This window comes from Klebsiella sp. CN_Kp100 (assembly GCF_040065315.1).
In the GTDB taxonomy this organism is placed as follows: Bacteria; Pseudomonadota; Gammaproteobacteria; order Enterobacterales; family Enterobacteriaceae; genus Klebsiella; species Klebsiella oxytoca.
On sequence record NZ_JBEAIJ010000029.1, the window covers coordinates 90,234 to 103,605 of the forward strand.

Annotated in this window: 13 protein-coding genes and 1 other annotated feature; of the genes, 6 read left to right on the top strand and 7 right to left on the bottom strand. The window is 52.4% G+C overall.

Annotated features, from left to right (window positions below; genetic code table 11):
- Positions 1 to 3: 3 nt before the first annotated feature.
- From ABLV12_RS09795 to ABLV12_RS09805, 3 genes are read right to left on the bottom strand one after another with little or no spacing between them, the layout of a single operon-like run.
- The gene (locus ABLV12_RS09795; protein ID WP_004104626.1) at positions 4 to 486 is read right to left on the bottom strand and encodes an OmpA family protein; all 483 of its coding nucleotides are present in this window, start codon (positions 484 to 486) and stop codon (positions 4 to 6) included.
- Positions 487 to 497: 11 nt separating this feature from the next.
- On the bottom strand, positions 498 to 1,721 hold the full coding sequence (dgcN, locus tag ABLV12_RS09800; RefSeq protein WP_064398979.1) for a diguanylate cyclase DgcN: 1,224 nt from the start codon (positions 1,719 to 1,721) through the stop codon (positions 498 to 500).
- The gene (locus ABLV12_RS09805) at positions 1,714 to 2,223 is read right to left on the bottom strand and encodes a YfiR family protein (protein ID WP_004104622.1); all 510 of its coding nucleotides are present in this window, start codon (positions 2,221 to 2,223) and stop codon (positions 1,714 to 1,716) included. Before ABLV12_RS09805 ends, dgcN begins: the two co-directional genes overlap by 8 nt.
- Before the next feature lie 344 nt (positions 2,224 to 2,567).
- Between ABLV12_RS09805 and aroF the strand changes: the two genes are divergently transcribed.
- From aroF to ABLV12_RS09820, 3 genes are all read left to right on the top strand, one after another.
- The gene (gene aroF / locus ABLV12_RS09810; RefSeq protein WP_004104620.1) at positions 2,568 to 3,638 is read left to right on the top strand and encodes a 3-deoxy-7-phosphoheptulonate synthase AroF; all 1,071 of its coding nucleotides are present in this window, start codon (positions 2,568 to 2,570) and stop codon (positions 3,636 to 3,638) included.
- Positions 3,639 to 3,647: 9 nt separating this feature from the next.
- Positions 3,648 to 4,769, top strand: a complete 1,122-nt coding sequence (gene tyrA, locus ABLV12_RS09815) for a bifunctional chorismate mutase/prephenate dehydrogenase (RefSeq protein WP_004104619.1) — start codon at positions 3,648 to 3,650, stop codon at positions 4,767 to 4,769.
- 68 nt (positions 4,770 to 4,837) lie between these two features.
- Positions 4,838 to 5,710 (top strand): SMP-30/gluconolactonase/LRE family protein, encoded by an 873-nt coding sequence (locus ABLV12_RS09820; protein ID WP_348867021.1) that lies wholly within the window; start codon positions 4,838 to 4,840, stop codon positions 5,708 to 5,710.
- Here the strand turns inward: ABLV12_RS09820 and pheA are convergent.
- The 4 genes from pheA to bamD all read right to left on the bottom strand — a co-directional run bounded on the left by pheA (position 5,707) and on the right by bamD (position 8,473).
- Entirely contained in the window at positions 5,707 to 6,867 is a 1,161-nt protein-coding gene (gene pheA / locus ABLV12_RS09825) for a bifunctional chorismate mutase/prephenate dehydratase (protein WP_004104617.1), read from the bottom strand. The genes ABLV12_RS09820 and pheA overlap by 4 nt on opposite strands.
- Positions 6,868 to 6,897: 30 nt before the next feature.
- Positions 6,898 to 7,022 (bottom strand) — a sequence feature (Phe leader region).
- Positions 6,974 to 7,021 (bottom strand): pheA operon leader peptide PheL, encoded by a 48-nt coding sequence (pheL, locus tag ABLV12_RS09830; protein ID WP_101706155.1) that lies wholly within the window; start codon positions 7,019 to 7,021, stop codon positions 6,974 to 6,976. (Overlaps the previous feature by 48 nt.)
- Before the next feature lie 106 nt (positions 7,023 to 7,128).
- Entirely contained in the window at positions 7,129 to 7,464 is a 336-nt protein-coding gene (gene raiA, locus ABLV12_RS09835) for a ribosome-associated translation inhibitor RaiA (protein ID WP_004104616.1), read from the bottom strand.
- A 271-nt stretch (positions 7,465 to 7,735) separates the two neighbouring features.
- The gene (gene bamD / locus ABLV12_RS09840; RefSeq protein WP_004104615.1) at positions 7,736 to 8,473 is read right to left on the bottom strand and encodes an outer membrane protein assembly factor BamD; all 738 of its coding nucleotides are present in this window, start codon (positions 8,471 to 8,473) and stop codon (positions 7,736 to 7,738) included.
- Positions 8,474 to 8,605: 132 nt separating this feature from the next.
- On the opposite strand from bamD, the gene rluD reads away from it, so the two are divergent.
- The 3 genes from rluD (at position 8,606) to clpB (ending at position 13,015) form a co-directional block, all read left to right on the top strand.
- Positions 8,606 to 9,586 (top strand): 23S rRNA pseudouridine(1911/1915/1917) synthase RluD, encoded by a 981-nt coding sequence (rluD, locus tag ABLV12_RS09845; RefSeq protein WP_004104614.1) that lies wholly within the window; start codon positions 8,606 to 8,608, stop codon positions 9,584 to 9,586.
- Positions 9,583 to 10,314: a purine nucleoside phosphorylase YfiH gene (gene yfiH, locus ABLV12_RS09850; protein WP_016808274.1), complete on the top strand. Its 732-nt coding sequence runs from the start codon at positions 9,583 to 9,585 to the stop codon at positions 10,312 to 10,314. Before rluD ends, yfiH begins: the two co-directional genes overlap by 4 nt.
- Positions 10,315 to 10,441: 127 nt before the next feature.
- The gene (gene clpB, locus ABLV12_RS09855) at positions 10,442 to 13,015 is read left to right on the top strand and encodes an ATP-dependent chaperone ClpB (protein WP_004104610.1); all 2,574 of its coding nucleotides are present in this window, start codon (positions 10,442 to 10,444) and stop codon (positions 13,013 to 13,015) included.
- Positions 13,016 to 13,372: the final 357 nt, after the last annotated feature.

A 13,372-nucleotide genomic window follows, 5' to 3' on the forward strand; every position in this document is an offset into this window, starting at 1 on the left:
TGCTTAAGGCGTGCTGATAACCACCGTGACGCGGCGGTTTTCAGCGCGTCCTTGTGCGGTAGCGTTGCTGGCTATCGGATACTTTTTCCCGAGCCCGCGAGTGGTCAAATTGGTGCGCGGAATATTTGCCCCTTCGGCCCAGGCATCCGCAACGCTGTTCGCGCGTTTAAGCGATAACATTTCGTTGTAAGCGTCTTCGCCGTAATTATCAGTATGTCCTTCCAGACGACTATGGGTAATTCCGGTGGTGGCCAGACGCGAAGCCATAGTGCGAATTTGCTGTTTGCTATCGGCACGCAGGTGATAGTCGTTTTTGTCGAATAATATGGAGTCAGATATTCCTAATGACCAGTCGCCATTGGCTTCAGTAAAGCCGTATGACTTCATTGCTGCAATTTGTTCTGCAGAGAATTTTCCTTGCGGAGCCTGACAGCCGCTTAGAAAAAGTGCGGCCAGTAAAGCAGGAGCAAAATATTTCCCGATCATGGTGATTCCTTTTATTTTTGCGTTCGCTGTAAGCGCTGGTGTTTCATCCGATACATATTTTGGTCGGCAAGTTCTTGCAGATTTTCCGCGGAGGCATGTTCCCAGGTTAACGCGTAACCAATACTCAGCGACAGCCTGACGGTGTGGCCGTTGTGGAGATTAAACGGCGGGATAAACTGTTCCGACAATGCGCTGCAGAGTGCCTGAACTTCAGCCTCTGTATGAACATTGCGCAGCAGAATGGCAAATTCATCGCCGCCGAGACGCCACGCCTGGTGCTGTTTGCCGACAAAGGCCATCAGGCGGCTGGCGACCTCAATTAACACCTTGTCGCCGGCAGCATGGCCCCAGTTATCGTTAATGAGCTTGAAATTATCGCCGTCAAGAAACAGCAGCGCAGAACTACCATGGACGGTTTCGTCTTTCATCAACGAATTAATAACGTTGCGGAAAGCGGCTCTGTTAGCCAGGCCGGTCAACGGATCGTGCAAGGAGCTACGCAGAAGCTGGGCATTTTTAGCCTGAAGCTGCCGCTGCCAGTCCTCCATCTCGCCCAGCAGACTATTAAAGTCCTGGGCAAAGAGGTGAAACTCTTCAATACGCTCTTCGAGGACCCGACGAGAGAAATGGCGATTTTCGCGGATATCATGGACTACCTCGGTAATACTCTGCAGCGCAGCCACGATGCCGCGATGCAGCGAGTGGGTAAGCAGCAATGCAATGCATGAGGCGAGAAAAATGCTGCCGGTTAGCACAATAATTGAGATACCGAGGAAATAGCTTATCAGCCTGTCCAGCGCGGTCAGACGAAGTTCACCGATAACTTTCCCCTGGTGCAGGATAGGTTGTACCGTGGGTTCCGGGAATAGCCATTTGCTGATAACGTCGCTGACTTTATCCTGCCTGGCCAGGCCATCGTTATGCCATGAGGCAAAGGGCTTCTGCCGACCGTCGACCAGGATTGCCTGCGAAAACTGTCCCTGCTTGCCCAGCGTGGCCAGGGTATCTTCAGCCGCCGCGCTATCGCCAAAGACCAGCGCGGCTTCCAGACTACGGCCCATCGTGGCGGCGGTGAGCTCCAGATTTTTTTGTGCGTATTGCTTGAGTGTGAATATGGAAGCGGCGCAGAGCAATAGCCAGACCAGTGTCATAGAGATAACAACGCTTATCATGCTGATACGGCGTAGCGCTCTTTTAAATGTGGGGCGCGGGGCCTGAGAAAAATCCTTATTCATGTGATGTTTTCCGGGCAAGCATCAGCACATCCGGATTAACCCGAACGCCGCTGTGCGTCAGTACATCCAGATTTACGGAAAATCTGACTCTCTCATTGTTTATAAGCAGGCAAAATGCGCTGCCAATAGAGCAATCGGTGTTTTGTTCCGCAATAAGCAATAGGGGCCGGTTTCCATATTTAGCTGTAAATTCAGACTGCTGAGTCGGAGATTCACTGCCAAAATAAAAACCATCGCAGGTCGTCTGTAAGGCTTCTTCCGTATTACGAACAATCACGGGTTTATAAGGCAATAATTCCGGTGCTTCTTCGGCCAGGCTATGGATATAACGTGATGTCGAAAAAATACAAAGCTTTGGCGGGCCGGATAACTGCGGCCAGCGTGTATAGGTCACGATTCCCGAAACGATCGTCCGAACATTTTCAGACGGTTCGGAGGCAACAGCAGAGATACCCACGAGCGATAGTACTAAAGTCAAAAAGAGACGGTGAAGAACTGTCATTACGGATCCGTCAGGTTGTCATAGCGCGGGGGATGCAGATTGCTGAAACCCGGGCGAAGAATAGCATTATTGCTGAAAACCGTCATTAGCCAGCCCCGCCGCTTTAAGATAATTCTCACCAGGATTTTTCGTAAAAAAATGGAGTGAAAAGAGGGGAAGTGCTGAACCTGCATGCTTGTTGTAAATATAATTGTACATTATGAAGTGAATCTGGCGCGATTTAATTTATAAATGTAAAGTAAAATTTACGGAATATGGATTGAAATCTTTACTTCATATGGTATCGTTACGTCATCCTCGCTGAGGCAATAACTATCGCAAACGAGCTATACAGGATCGCAATCATGCAAAAAGACGCGCTGAATAACGTACATATTACTGACGAACAGGTTTTGATCACTCCGGATCAGTTGAAAGCTGAATTCCCTCTGAGCGTTGAGCAGGAAGCGCAGATCGCGCAGTCTCGTCAGACCATCTCTGACATCATCGCCGGTCGCGATCCGCGCCTGTTGGTGGTATGTGGTCCTTGTTCGATTCACGATCCTGAAACCGCCATTGAGTACGCTCGTCGTTTTAAAGCCCTTGCCGAAGAGGTCAGCGATAGCCTCTATCTGGTCATGCGCGTCTATTTTGAGAAACCCCGCACCACCGTTGGCTGGAAAGGGCTGATTAACGATCCGCATATGGATGGTTCGTTTGATGTAGAAGGCGGCTTGAAGATTGCGCGTCGTCTGCTGGTTGAGCTGGTCAATATGGGGCTGCCGTTAGCGACGGAAGCGTTGGATCCTAACAGTCCTCAATACCTCGGCGATCTGTTTAGCTGGTCCGCCATCGGCGCGCGTACGACAGAATCTCAGACTCACCGCGAGATGGCCTCCGGGTTGTCGATGCCGGTCGGTTTTAAAAACGGCACCGATGGCAGCCTTGCAACGGCAATTAACGCCATGCGCGCTGCCGCAATGCCGCACCGCTTCGTCGGTATTAACCAGGCCGGTCAGGTGTGTCTGCTGCAAACGCAGGGCAATCCAAACGGACACGTCATTCTGCGTGGCGGTAAAGCGCCCAACTACGGCCCGGAAGATGTCGCGAAGTGCGAAAAAGAGATGACTCAGGCGGGACTGAAACCTTCTCTGATGGTAGATTGCAGCCATGGGAATTCTAATAAAGACTACCGCCGCCAGCCTGCGGTTGCTGAATCCGTCGTCGCGCAGATTAAAGATGGTAATCGTTCCATTATTGGTCTGATGATTGAGAGCAATATCCACGAAGGAAACCAGTCCTCTGAGCAGCCGCGTTGCGATATGAAATACGGTGTCTCCGTGACCGATGCCTGCATTAGTTGGGAAACCACCGATGCGTTGCTCCGCGAACTTGATAAGGATCTGCGAGGCCATCTGGCGGCTCGTCTGGCGTAAGAGGATTATATGGTTGCTGAACTGACCGCGTTACGCGATCAAATTGATGAAGTCGATAAAGCGCTGCTGGAACTGCTGGCTAAGCGCCTGGAGCTGGTAGCGGAAGTCGGAGAGGTTAAAAGCCAATACGGCCTGCCGATTTACGTCCCTGAACGTGAATCGGCGATGCTGGCTTCCCGCCGTGAGGAGGCTGAGGCGCTAGGGGTTCCGCCGGATCTTATCGAAGATGTTTTGCGTCGCGTCATGCGTGAGTCTTACTCCAGCGAGAACGATAAAGGTTTTAAAACGCTTTATCCGAATCTGCGTCCGGTAGTGATCGTCGGCGGCGGTGGGCAAATGGGGCGACTGTTTGAAAAAATGCTGACGCTTTCCGGATATCAGGTGCGTATCCTCGAGAAAGACGACTGGTCTCGGGCCGAGGAGATCGTCGCCGATGCCGGAATGGTCATCGTCAGCGTACCGATTCACACAACAGCGGCAACGATTGCGCAACTGCCGCCGCTGCCGGCGGACTGCATTCTGGTCGACCTGGCCTCGGTGAAAGCGGAACCGCTACAGGCGATGCTGGCCGCGCATAACGGACCGGTATTGGGATTACACCCCATGTTTGGGCCTGACAGCGGCAGCCTGGCGAAGCAGGTCGTGGTGTATTGCGATGGCCGCCAGCCTGAGGCGTACCAGTGGTTCCTGGAACAAATCCAGGTCTGGGGCGCGCGGCTCCATCGTATTAGCGCCGTCGAACACGATCAGAACATGGCCTTTATTCAGGCGTTGCGCCACTTTGCCACCTTCGCTTATGGCCTGCACCTGGCCGAAGAGAACGTGCGACTTGAGCAACTTCTGGCGCTGTCGTCACCGATTTATCGCCTTGAACTGGCGATGGTTGGCCGGCTGTTCGCCCAGGATCCGCAGCTCTACGCAGATATTATTATGTCCTCAGAAAACAACCTGGCGCTGATTAAGCGCTACTACCAGCGCTTCGGTGAAGCTATCGGCCTGCTGGAACAAGGGGATAAACAGGCATTCATTGACAGCTTCCGTAAGGTCGAGCACTGGTTCGGTGATTATGCCCAGCGCTTCCAGAGCGAAAGCCGGACGTTGCTGCGTCAGGCAAATGATAATCGGCAGTAAGTGTTAAAAGACGTATACAATAAAGCCAGAGGGGTGACCCGCTGGCTTTTTTTATAGGGATGAAAACGATGGCTGAACCACAACCGCTGTTTGATTACATCGGGCATTTACCGGAATGTCCGACCTGGAGCGAAGCCGAACAGGCATTGTACTGGGCCGATATTATGGAGTGCGAGATTCATCGCTACGACGTGCAGACGGGCGATCATCAGGTACTGCAGTTTCCCGAAGAGCCCGGCTGTTTTGCACTACGCGAAAAGGGCGGTTTTATCGTCGCTTTACGTAGCGGTATCTGGCTCACCGATGTTCATGGATTACTGCAGCGAAAAGTCTGCGATAACCCCAGTAATCCGCAATTAGCCCGTTTTAACGATGGCGGAACCGATCGCGATGGCTGCTTTTATGCCGGGACTTTCTGGGGGCCGGGAGATTTTAACGGCGCGCTCTTGATGCGCATTGATAACGATCTCTCTCCGCAGGTTATCCAGTGCGATATTCATGGCGCCAACGGTCTGGCATTTAGCGAAGACAAGCGGTGGATGTATACCTCGGATACGCCCAATGCCGTTATCTATCGTACACCGCTGGATGAGCAGGGCGAGGTGGGTAAACGCGAGGTCTTTCGTCGCTTTCAGCCCGGTGAGGGCATTCCTGATGGCGCGGCCATCGATACTGAAGGTTGCTACTGGAGCGCGATGTTTGACGGTTGGCGTATTGCGCGCTTTTCTCCGACGGGCGAGCAACTGGAGGAGTACCGTCTACCGGTGCGTTGCCCGACGATGGTGTGCTTTGGCGGAGCGGATATGAAAACGCTCTATATCACGACCACGCGGGAGAATATGGATGCTGAAGAACTGGCGAAATATCCGCTTTCCGGCGCGATCTTCACCCTGCCGGTGACCGTGGCAGGGATGAAGAAGTTGCCGTTTACAGAACGTTAAACCGGATCGACCGGCACCACGTTTTCGCTGGCATAGCATCCAAGCACTTTCATTGAACGGGTTATCTCGGCCAGCTCTTTTAATGCCTTACGCATTGGCATTGACTCCAGGTTGGCCTGGATATCCAGATAAAACATCTCTTCCCACGGATTGCCATGAATAGGACGCGATTCCAGCTTGGTCATAATCAGGTTATGGTTTCTCAGCACCAGTAGCGCTTCTACCAGGGCCCCGGCTTGCTGGCCGGTAGCCATCAACAGAGTGGTTTTCGCCGGCACCTGATCGGAGACCTCCACCGCTTTACGCGCCAGAACGAGGAAGCGGGTGATGTTTTGCGTCTGGTTAGCCTGGCAATGTTCCAGTACCTGCAAACCGTGCAGCGCTCCGCCTGCTTCGCTGCCCAGAGCGGCAACGGTTGGCGATTTTGCCTGAGCGACCTTTTCCATCGCCGAAGACGTGCTATCGGTATATTCAATGTTCCAGTGCGGATAGCGGCTTAGATACTGGCTGCACTGCTGGAACGGCTGCGGATGGCTGTAGACCGTCGTAATCTGTTGCGCATCGGTGGATGTTGAAACCAGCACGCAGTGATCGATAGGCAGCGTCAGCTCGCCAACGATAGATAGGCTGGTGTGCTGCAGAAGGTCATAAACATCATTGATGCCGCCAGAACTGGTATTTTCAATAGGGACGACGGCGTAATCAGCCTGACCGGTTTCCACTTGCTCAAAGATATCCGCGAATTTAGCGCAGCCGCTTTCGATAAACTGTTCAAAGTGGCGGGCGGCATACTGACGAGCCGCAAGATGCGAGTATGAACCTTTGGGCCCGAGAAACGCGACGCGTGCAGAGTGCGGATTAATTTTATTCAGATGCTGCTGGAGCAGCGTTTGCTGGGTAAGGACCGAGTCTTCAATAATGAGTTGAAACAGGCGTGTGATGTAGTGGGCATCAAGATGGTGTTTTTTTCCCAGCGTCATCAGGCGTTCAAGCAGATCGCGCTCGCGGTCGATATCCCGCACCGGCCGGTGCGATGCCAGCTTGGCTTTTCCAACCTCTACGGCCAGGCCGCGGCGTTCCGCCAGCAGCGCCAGCAGTTTTTCATCCAGAGCGCTGATCTTATCGCGTAGGGCCAGTAATGGGTTTTCCTCGGTCATATGTGTTGCCTTTCTTGTTATTGATTATCAATAAAAAAGGCCTCCCTTTTGGGAGGCCTTATTGTTCGTCTTCGCATTCTTTATCACACGACGAATTGCCTCCCATTCAGGGGAAGGTAAAAAAGAATGCGAAGAAGAACGGGATGAGTTTCACGATGAATTCCTTGAGTTAGTGGGGATTACAGTACCTGTACTGTTTTCACTCTGTCAATAAAAAACGCGCCCGAAGGCGCGTGGCATGACACAAGCTTAAGTTAAGGATTACTCTTCTTCTTCCACAAAGCCTGCCTCTTTCACCGATGTGGCGGCGCGGCGGGCTTCCCCTTTGTGTTGCACTTTATTTAGCTGCCGTTCCAGCTTGTTGATCAATTCGTTGATTGCGGCATACATGTCTTCGTGCCGTGCGCTGGCAACCAGGTGACCGTTCGGCGTATTGATGGTTGCGTCAGCGACAAAACCCTGCGGCTCCTTAGAGAGGATGATATGCGGGTTGATTAAGTGAGTTTGCCATTTATCCAGTTTGGCGAGACGGTCTGCGACGTGCTGGCGAATTGCCGGAGTAATTTCCATTTGTTTACTGGTAATGTTCATTGTCATAAATTTTACCTCTTGTCTTTCCCGTCTTGGTGAATTCAGCATACCTCGCCTAATGTCAAAAAGCGTGATTTAAATCACATTTTATTGTCACTTTTTGTCAACGAATCTGTTTTGTGAGAAAGGACAGGAACAGGCGAGATTTTACTTGTCGAATGGCAGAAAGAGAGCCATATTTGATGAGTTAACTCGGGGCTAAACCGCTTCAGCTAAACTATTTAACGAATAAAAAAACGGCAGCCCTTGGGCTGCCGTTTTGTTTAGCGACCGACTATCAGGTGTTCTTGCTATTAGCCGCAATGATCTTCGCAACCTTGTCAGCCTGAGCGTTCATTTGCATCTGACGGTAGGCATTTTCCATCTTCGGTAGCGCATCACGGGTGGCCTGCGTATCCGGGTAATTACGCAGCATGCCATCGACGCGGTTAACTACTGCAACCCATGCGCCACGATCGGTATAGTAATCGACCACTGACAGCTCGTACTTCGCCAGGCGATCCTTCAGGAACACCATACGCTTGTAAGCATCGGTAGAGTACTGACTGTTAGGATAGCCACGGACCAGCCTGGAGAAGTCGTTAAAGGCATCACGCGCGTGTTGTGGGTCGCGATCGGAGCGATCGACGCCAAAGAAGCCCTGCAGCGCACTGTCATCCAACGCCATATTTGTCAGACCACGCATATAAATGACGTAATCAATGTTAGGATGCGTAGGGTTCAGGCGTACAAAGCGATCGATGGCTGCCTGAGCCAGCGGCAGGTCTGCGTTTTTGTAGTACGCATAAATCAGGTCCAACTGCACCTGTTGGGAATAAGGTCCAAAGGGATAACGGTTATCCAACGCTTCCAGTTGCGTTATTGCCTGTTTCCAGTTACCGTCCTGCAGCTTTTGCTGAGCGGTCGCGTAGATCTCATTCGGCGGATTATCGGGCACCTCCTCCTTTGAGCCAGAGCAACCCACCAAAGCCAGGCTCAGTGTGGCTGCTGCCACCAGGTATTTCATGCGCGTCATGACGTTTTGACTTCCTCAAAATGTTTATGCGGGAGAATCTCTGTTCCTGCTCCCGATTAAGACCAGCTACAATAGCACACTATATTAAACGGCAAAGCCGTAAAACCCAACGTTAAAACGAAGAAGCTGTATATGGCACAACGAGTACAACTCAACGCAACGGTGTCCGAAAATCAACTCGGACAACGCTTAGATCAGGCTTTGGCCGAATTGTTCCCGGATTATTCGCGTTCGCGCATAAAAGAATGGATCCTTGACCAGAGAGTGCTGGTAAACGGCAGCGTCAGCGACAAGCCGAAAGAGAAAGTTCTGGGAGGGGAGACGATTGCTATCGATGTTGAAATCGAAGAAGAAGTTCGTTTCCAGGCACAGGATATTCCGCTCAATATCGTTTATGAAGATGATGACATCCTCGTAATTAATAAACCGCGCGATTTAGTTGTGCATCCTGGCGCGGGTAACCCTGACGGTACTGTGCTGAATGCGCTGTTGCACTACTATCCGGCCATTGCTGACGTGCCGCGTGCGGGGATTGTGCACCGTCTTGATAAAGACACCACCGGTTTGATGGTGGTCGCGAAGACTATTCCGGCGCAAACCCGACTGGTGGAGTCCCTGCAGCTGCGCGAAATCACCCGCGAGTATGAGGCGGTGGCGATTGGTCATATGACGGCTGGCGGAACGGTTGAAGAACCGATTAGCCGCCACCCGACCAAGCGTACGCATATGGCGGTACATCCCATGGGAAAACCGGCGGTAACACACTACCGGATTATGGAGCATTTTCGCATCCATACTCGGCTGCGCCTGCGCCTGGAAACCGGCCGTACGCACCAGATTCGCGTACATATGGCGCACATTACTCACCCGCTGGTGGGCGATCAGGTCTACGGCGGTCGCCCGCGTCCGCCCAAAGGGGCATCCGAAGAGTTCATCGCTGCCCTGCGGAAGTTCGATCGTCAGGCGCTGCATGCCACCATGCTACGCTTATACCATCCGATCAGCGGAATTGAGATGGAATGGCATGCGCCAATTCCACAGGACATGGTGGATTTGATTGATGCCATGCGCGCGGATTTTGAAGCCCATAAAGACGATATCGACTGGCTATGACTAAACTGATTGTACCGCAATGGCCGATGCCGGAAGGCGTGGCTGCCTGTAGTTCCACGCGCGTTGGCGGGGTAAGTTTATCGCCATACGATTCACTTAATCTCGGCGCCCATTGTGGAGACAATCTACAGCACGTAGAAGAGAACCGTCGGCGTATGTTCGCCGCTGGCGGCCTGCCGTCATATCCGGTATGGCTGGAGCAGGTTCACGGTACGGCAGTTTTGCGACTCGATGGCGGACCGTACGAGTCAAAGCGAGCGGATGCTTCGTACTGCAATGTGCCGGGGACGGTCTGCGCGGTGATGACCGCTGACTGCCTGCCGGTGCTTTTTTGTAACCGCGCGGGTACTGAAGTTGCGGCTGCGCATGCCGGTTGGCGAGGGCTGTGCGAAGGCGTACTGGAAGAAACCATCGCCTGTTTCGCCGATAAACCGGAAAATATCATGGCCTGGCTTGGGCCCGCCATTGGGCCGGATGCGTTTGAGGTCGGCCCGGAAGTGCGGGAAGCTTTTATGGCAAAAGATGCCCTGGCGGAACGTGCATTTCGTCCCGCGGGTGAAAAATATTTTGCTGATATTTATCAACTGGCTCGTCAGCGTCTGGCGGGCGTTGGCGTTGAGCAGATTTACGGCGGTGACCGCTGTACCCTCAGCGAAAAGGATGATTTTTTCTCTTATCGCCGCGACAAGATGACGGGTCGTATGGCAAGTTTCATCTGGCTGATATAACCTGCCGAACTAAGACGATCCAGAAGGCAAACTTATTTTTGCATAGTTCAGGTCTTTAACCTTGAATAATTGAGGGATGACCTCATTTAATCTCCAGTAGCAAATTTGACCTGTTATGGGAGGAGTTATGCGTCTGGATCGTCTTACCAATAAATTCCAGCTTGCTCTTGCCGATGCCCAGTCCCTTGCGCTTGGGCACGACAACCAATTCATCGAACCTCTTCATCTTATGAGCGCCTTGCTGAATCAGGAAGGGGGATCGGTACGTCCTTTATTAACTTCGGCTGGCATCAACGCCGGAGAGCTACGCACGAATATTGAACAGGCGCTAAGCCGTTTGCCGCAGGTGGAAGGTACCGGTGGTGATGTTCAACCGTCCCAGGACTTAGTGCGTATTCTGAACCTTTGCGACAAGCTGGCGCAAAAGAGAAAGGACAACTTTATTTCGTCAGAACTATTCGTTCTGGCTGCGCTTGAATCACGCGGTACGCTGACCGACCTTTTAAAATCTGCCGGAGCAACAACCGCCAACGTGAGTCAGGCGATTGAACAAATGCGCGGAGGTGAAAGCGTGAACGATCAGGGTGCCGAAGATCAACGTCAGGCATTGAAAAAATTTACCGTCGATCTGACCGAGCGTGCCGAGCAGGGCAAGCTTGACCCGGTCATCGGTCGTGATGAAGAAATTCGTCGTACGATTCAGGTTCTGCAGCGTCGTACCAAAAATAACCCGGTGCTCATCGGTGAGCCTGGCGTAGGTAAAACGGCCATTGTTGAGGGGCTGGCGCAGCGGATCGTTAACGGCGAGGTGCCGGAAGGGCTGAAGGGCCGTCGAGTTCTGGCGCTGGATATGGGCGCGCTGGTGGCGGGTGCCAAATACCGCGGTGAGTTTGAAGAACGCTTAAAAGGCGTACTGAACGATCTCGCTAAGCAGGAAGGTAACGTTATCCTGTTTATCGATGAGCTGCACACGATGGTGGGGGCAGGTAAAGCAGACGGTGCAATGGATGCCGGCAACATGCTGAAACCGGCGCTGGCGCGCGGTGAACTGCACTGCGTGGGTGCCACAACGCTGGATGAATACCGGCAGTATATTGAGAAAGATGCCGCTCTGGAACGTCGTTTCCAGAAAGTATTCGTGGCGGAGCCGACTGTTGAGGATACCATTGCGATTTTGCGTGGTCTGAAAGAACGGTACGAACTGCACCATCACGTGCAGATCACCGACCCGGCGATTGTGGCGGCAGCCACGCTGTCCCATCGTTATATTGCCGATCGACAGCTGCCGGATAAAGCCATCGACCTGATCGATGAAGCCGCTTCCAGCATTCGGATGCAGATTGACTCAAAACCGGAAGAGCTGGACCGGCTCGACCGCCGTATCATCCAGCTCAAGCTGGAGCAGCAGGCGCTGAAGAAAGAGTCTGATGACGCCAGCATTAAGCGACTGGATATGCTAAATGAGGAACTGGCGGATAAAGAACGTCAGTACTCAGAATTAGAGGAAGAGTGGAAGGCTGAAAAAGCCTCGCTTTCCGGCACTCAGACCATTAAGGCTGAACTGGAACAGGCTAAAATCGCCATTGAGCAGGCGCGTCGTGTCGGCGATCTGGCGCGAATGTCCGAGCTACAGTATGGCAAGATCCCTGAGCTGGAAAAACAGCTGGCGGCGGCAACGCAGTCTGAAGGCAAAACGATGCGCCTGCTGCGTAACAAAGTAACGGATGCCGAAATCGCGGAAGTGCTGGCTCGCTGGACGGGTATTCCGGTGGCCAGAATGCTTGAAGGTGAACGTGAGAAACTGCTGCGTATGGAGCAGGATTTGCATAGCCGCGTTATTGGTCAGAACGAAGCGGTGGAAGCAGTATCTAATGCGATTCGCCGTAGCCGTGCTGGTTTATCCGATCCTAACAGGCCGATTGGCTCGTTCCTGTTCCTTGGGCCTACCGGGGTGGGTAAAACAGAACTCTGTAAAGCTCTGGCCAACTTTATGTTCGATAGCGACGATGCAATGGTACGTATCGACATGTCAGAGTTTATGGAGAAACATTCCGTTTCACGTCTGGTTGGGGCGCCTCCGGGATACGTGGGCTATGAAGAAGGCGGCTATCTGACCGAGGCGGTCCGTCGTCGTCCTTATTCTGTCATCCTGCTGGATGAAGTGGAAAAAGCGCACCCGGATGTCTTTAACATTCTGCTGCAGGTGCTGGATGATGGACGTTTGACCGATGGGCAGGGGAGAACGGTCGACTTCCGTAATACGGTGGTCATCATGACTTCTAACCTTGGCTCCGACCTTATTCAGGAACGCTTTGGGGCACTGGATTATGGCCATATGAAGGAGATGGTGCTGGGCGTGGTTAGTCAAAGCTTCCGTCCAGAGTTTATCAACCGTATTGACGAAGTGGTTGTCTTCCATCCGCTGGGTGAAAAACATATTGCTTCTATCGCGCAGATTCAGCTGCAGCGGTTGTATAAACGACTTGAGGAACGCGGCTACGAAGTCCACATGTCTGATGAAGCGCTGAAATTGCTGAGCGAAAATGGATACGATCCTGTTTATGGCGCACGTCCTCTGAAACGTGCTATCCAGCAACAGATCGAAAACCCGCTGGCGCAGCAGATCCTCTCCGGTGAATTGATACCGGGTAAAGCAGTGCAACTGGTTGTGAAAGATGACCGGATAGTGGCAGTGCAGTAAATCACAAAACAGCAAAAACGGGCCCCTGGGGCTCGTTTTTGTTTAAAAACCAGGCAATAATCTCTTTCCTGCTGGCGATTTGGCTGAAAATTAAGCGGGTGAGTTTTTTTTTGAAAATACCGCTTGTCACTTTGAAATTACTCCCTATAATGCGCCTCCACTGACACGGAACAACGGCAAATAAGCCGCCGGGTCGATAGGCTCAGCGATGAGTTCCGACAGAGAAAAGCGAAAATAAATGCTTGACTCTGAAGCGGGAAAGCGTAATATGCACACCCCGCGCCGCAGCGAAAAGCGAAGCGGCACTGCTCTTTAACAATTTATCAGACAATCTGTGTGGGCACTCAAAGTGACATG

Excerpts from the sequence above, each read along its gene's own strand:
- ABLV12_RS09795 (WP_004104626.1), bottom strand. The coding sequence starts at position 486 with ATGATCGGGAAATATTTTGCTCCTGCTTTACTGGCCGCACTTTTTCTA.
- dgcN (WP_064398979.1), bottom strand. The coding sequence starts at position 1,721 with ATGAATAAGGATTTTTCTCAGGCCCCGCGCCCCACATTTAAAAGAGCG.
- ABLV12_RS09805 (WP_004104622.1), bottom strand. The coding sequence starts at position 2,223 with ATGACAGTTCTTCACCGTCTCTTTTTGACTTTAGTACTATCGCTCGTG.
- aroF (WP_004104620.1), top strand. The coding sequence starts at position 2,568 with ATGCAAAAAGACGCGCTGAATAACGTACATATTACTGACGAACAGGTT.
- tyrA (WP_004104619.1), top strand. The coding sequence starts at position 3,648 with ATGGTTGCTGAACTGACCGCGTTACGCGATCAAATTGATGAAGTCGAT.
- ABLV12_RS09820 (WP_348867021.1), top strand. The coding sequence starts at position 4,838 with ATGGCTGAACCACAACCGCTGTTTGATTACATCGGGCATTTACCGGAA.
- pheA (WP_004104617.1), bottom strand. The coding sequence starts at position 6,867 with ATGACCGAGGAAAACCCATTACTGGCCCTACGCGATAAGATCAGCGCT.
- raiA (WP_004104616.1), bottom strand. The coding sequence starts at position 7,464 with ATGACAATGAACATTACCAGTAAACAAATGGAAATTACTCCGGCAATT.
- bamD (WP_004104615.1), bottom strand. The coding sequence starts at position 8,473 with ATGACGCGCATGAAATACCTGGTGGCAGCAGCCACACTGAGCCTGGCT.
- rluD (WP_004104614.1), top strand. The coding sequence starts at position 8,606 with ATGGCACAACGAGTACAACTCAACGCAACGGTGTCCGAAAATCAACTC.
- yfiH (WP_016808274.1), top strand. The coding sequence starts at position 9,583 with ATGACTAAACTGATTGTACCGCAATGGCCGATGCCGGAAGGCGTGGCT.
- clpB (WP_004104610.1), top strand. The coding sequence starts at position 10,442 with ATGCGTCTGGATCGTCTTACCAATAAATTCCAGCTTGCTCTTGCCGAT.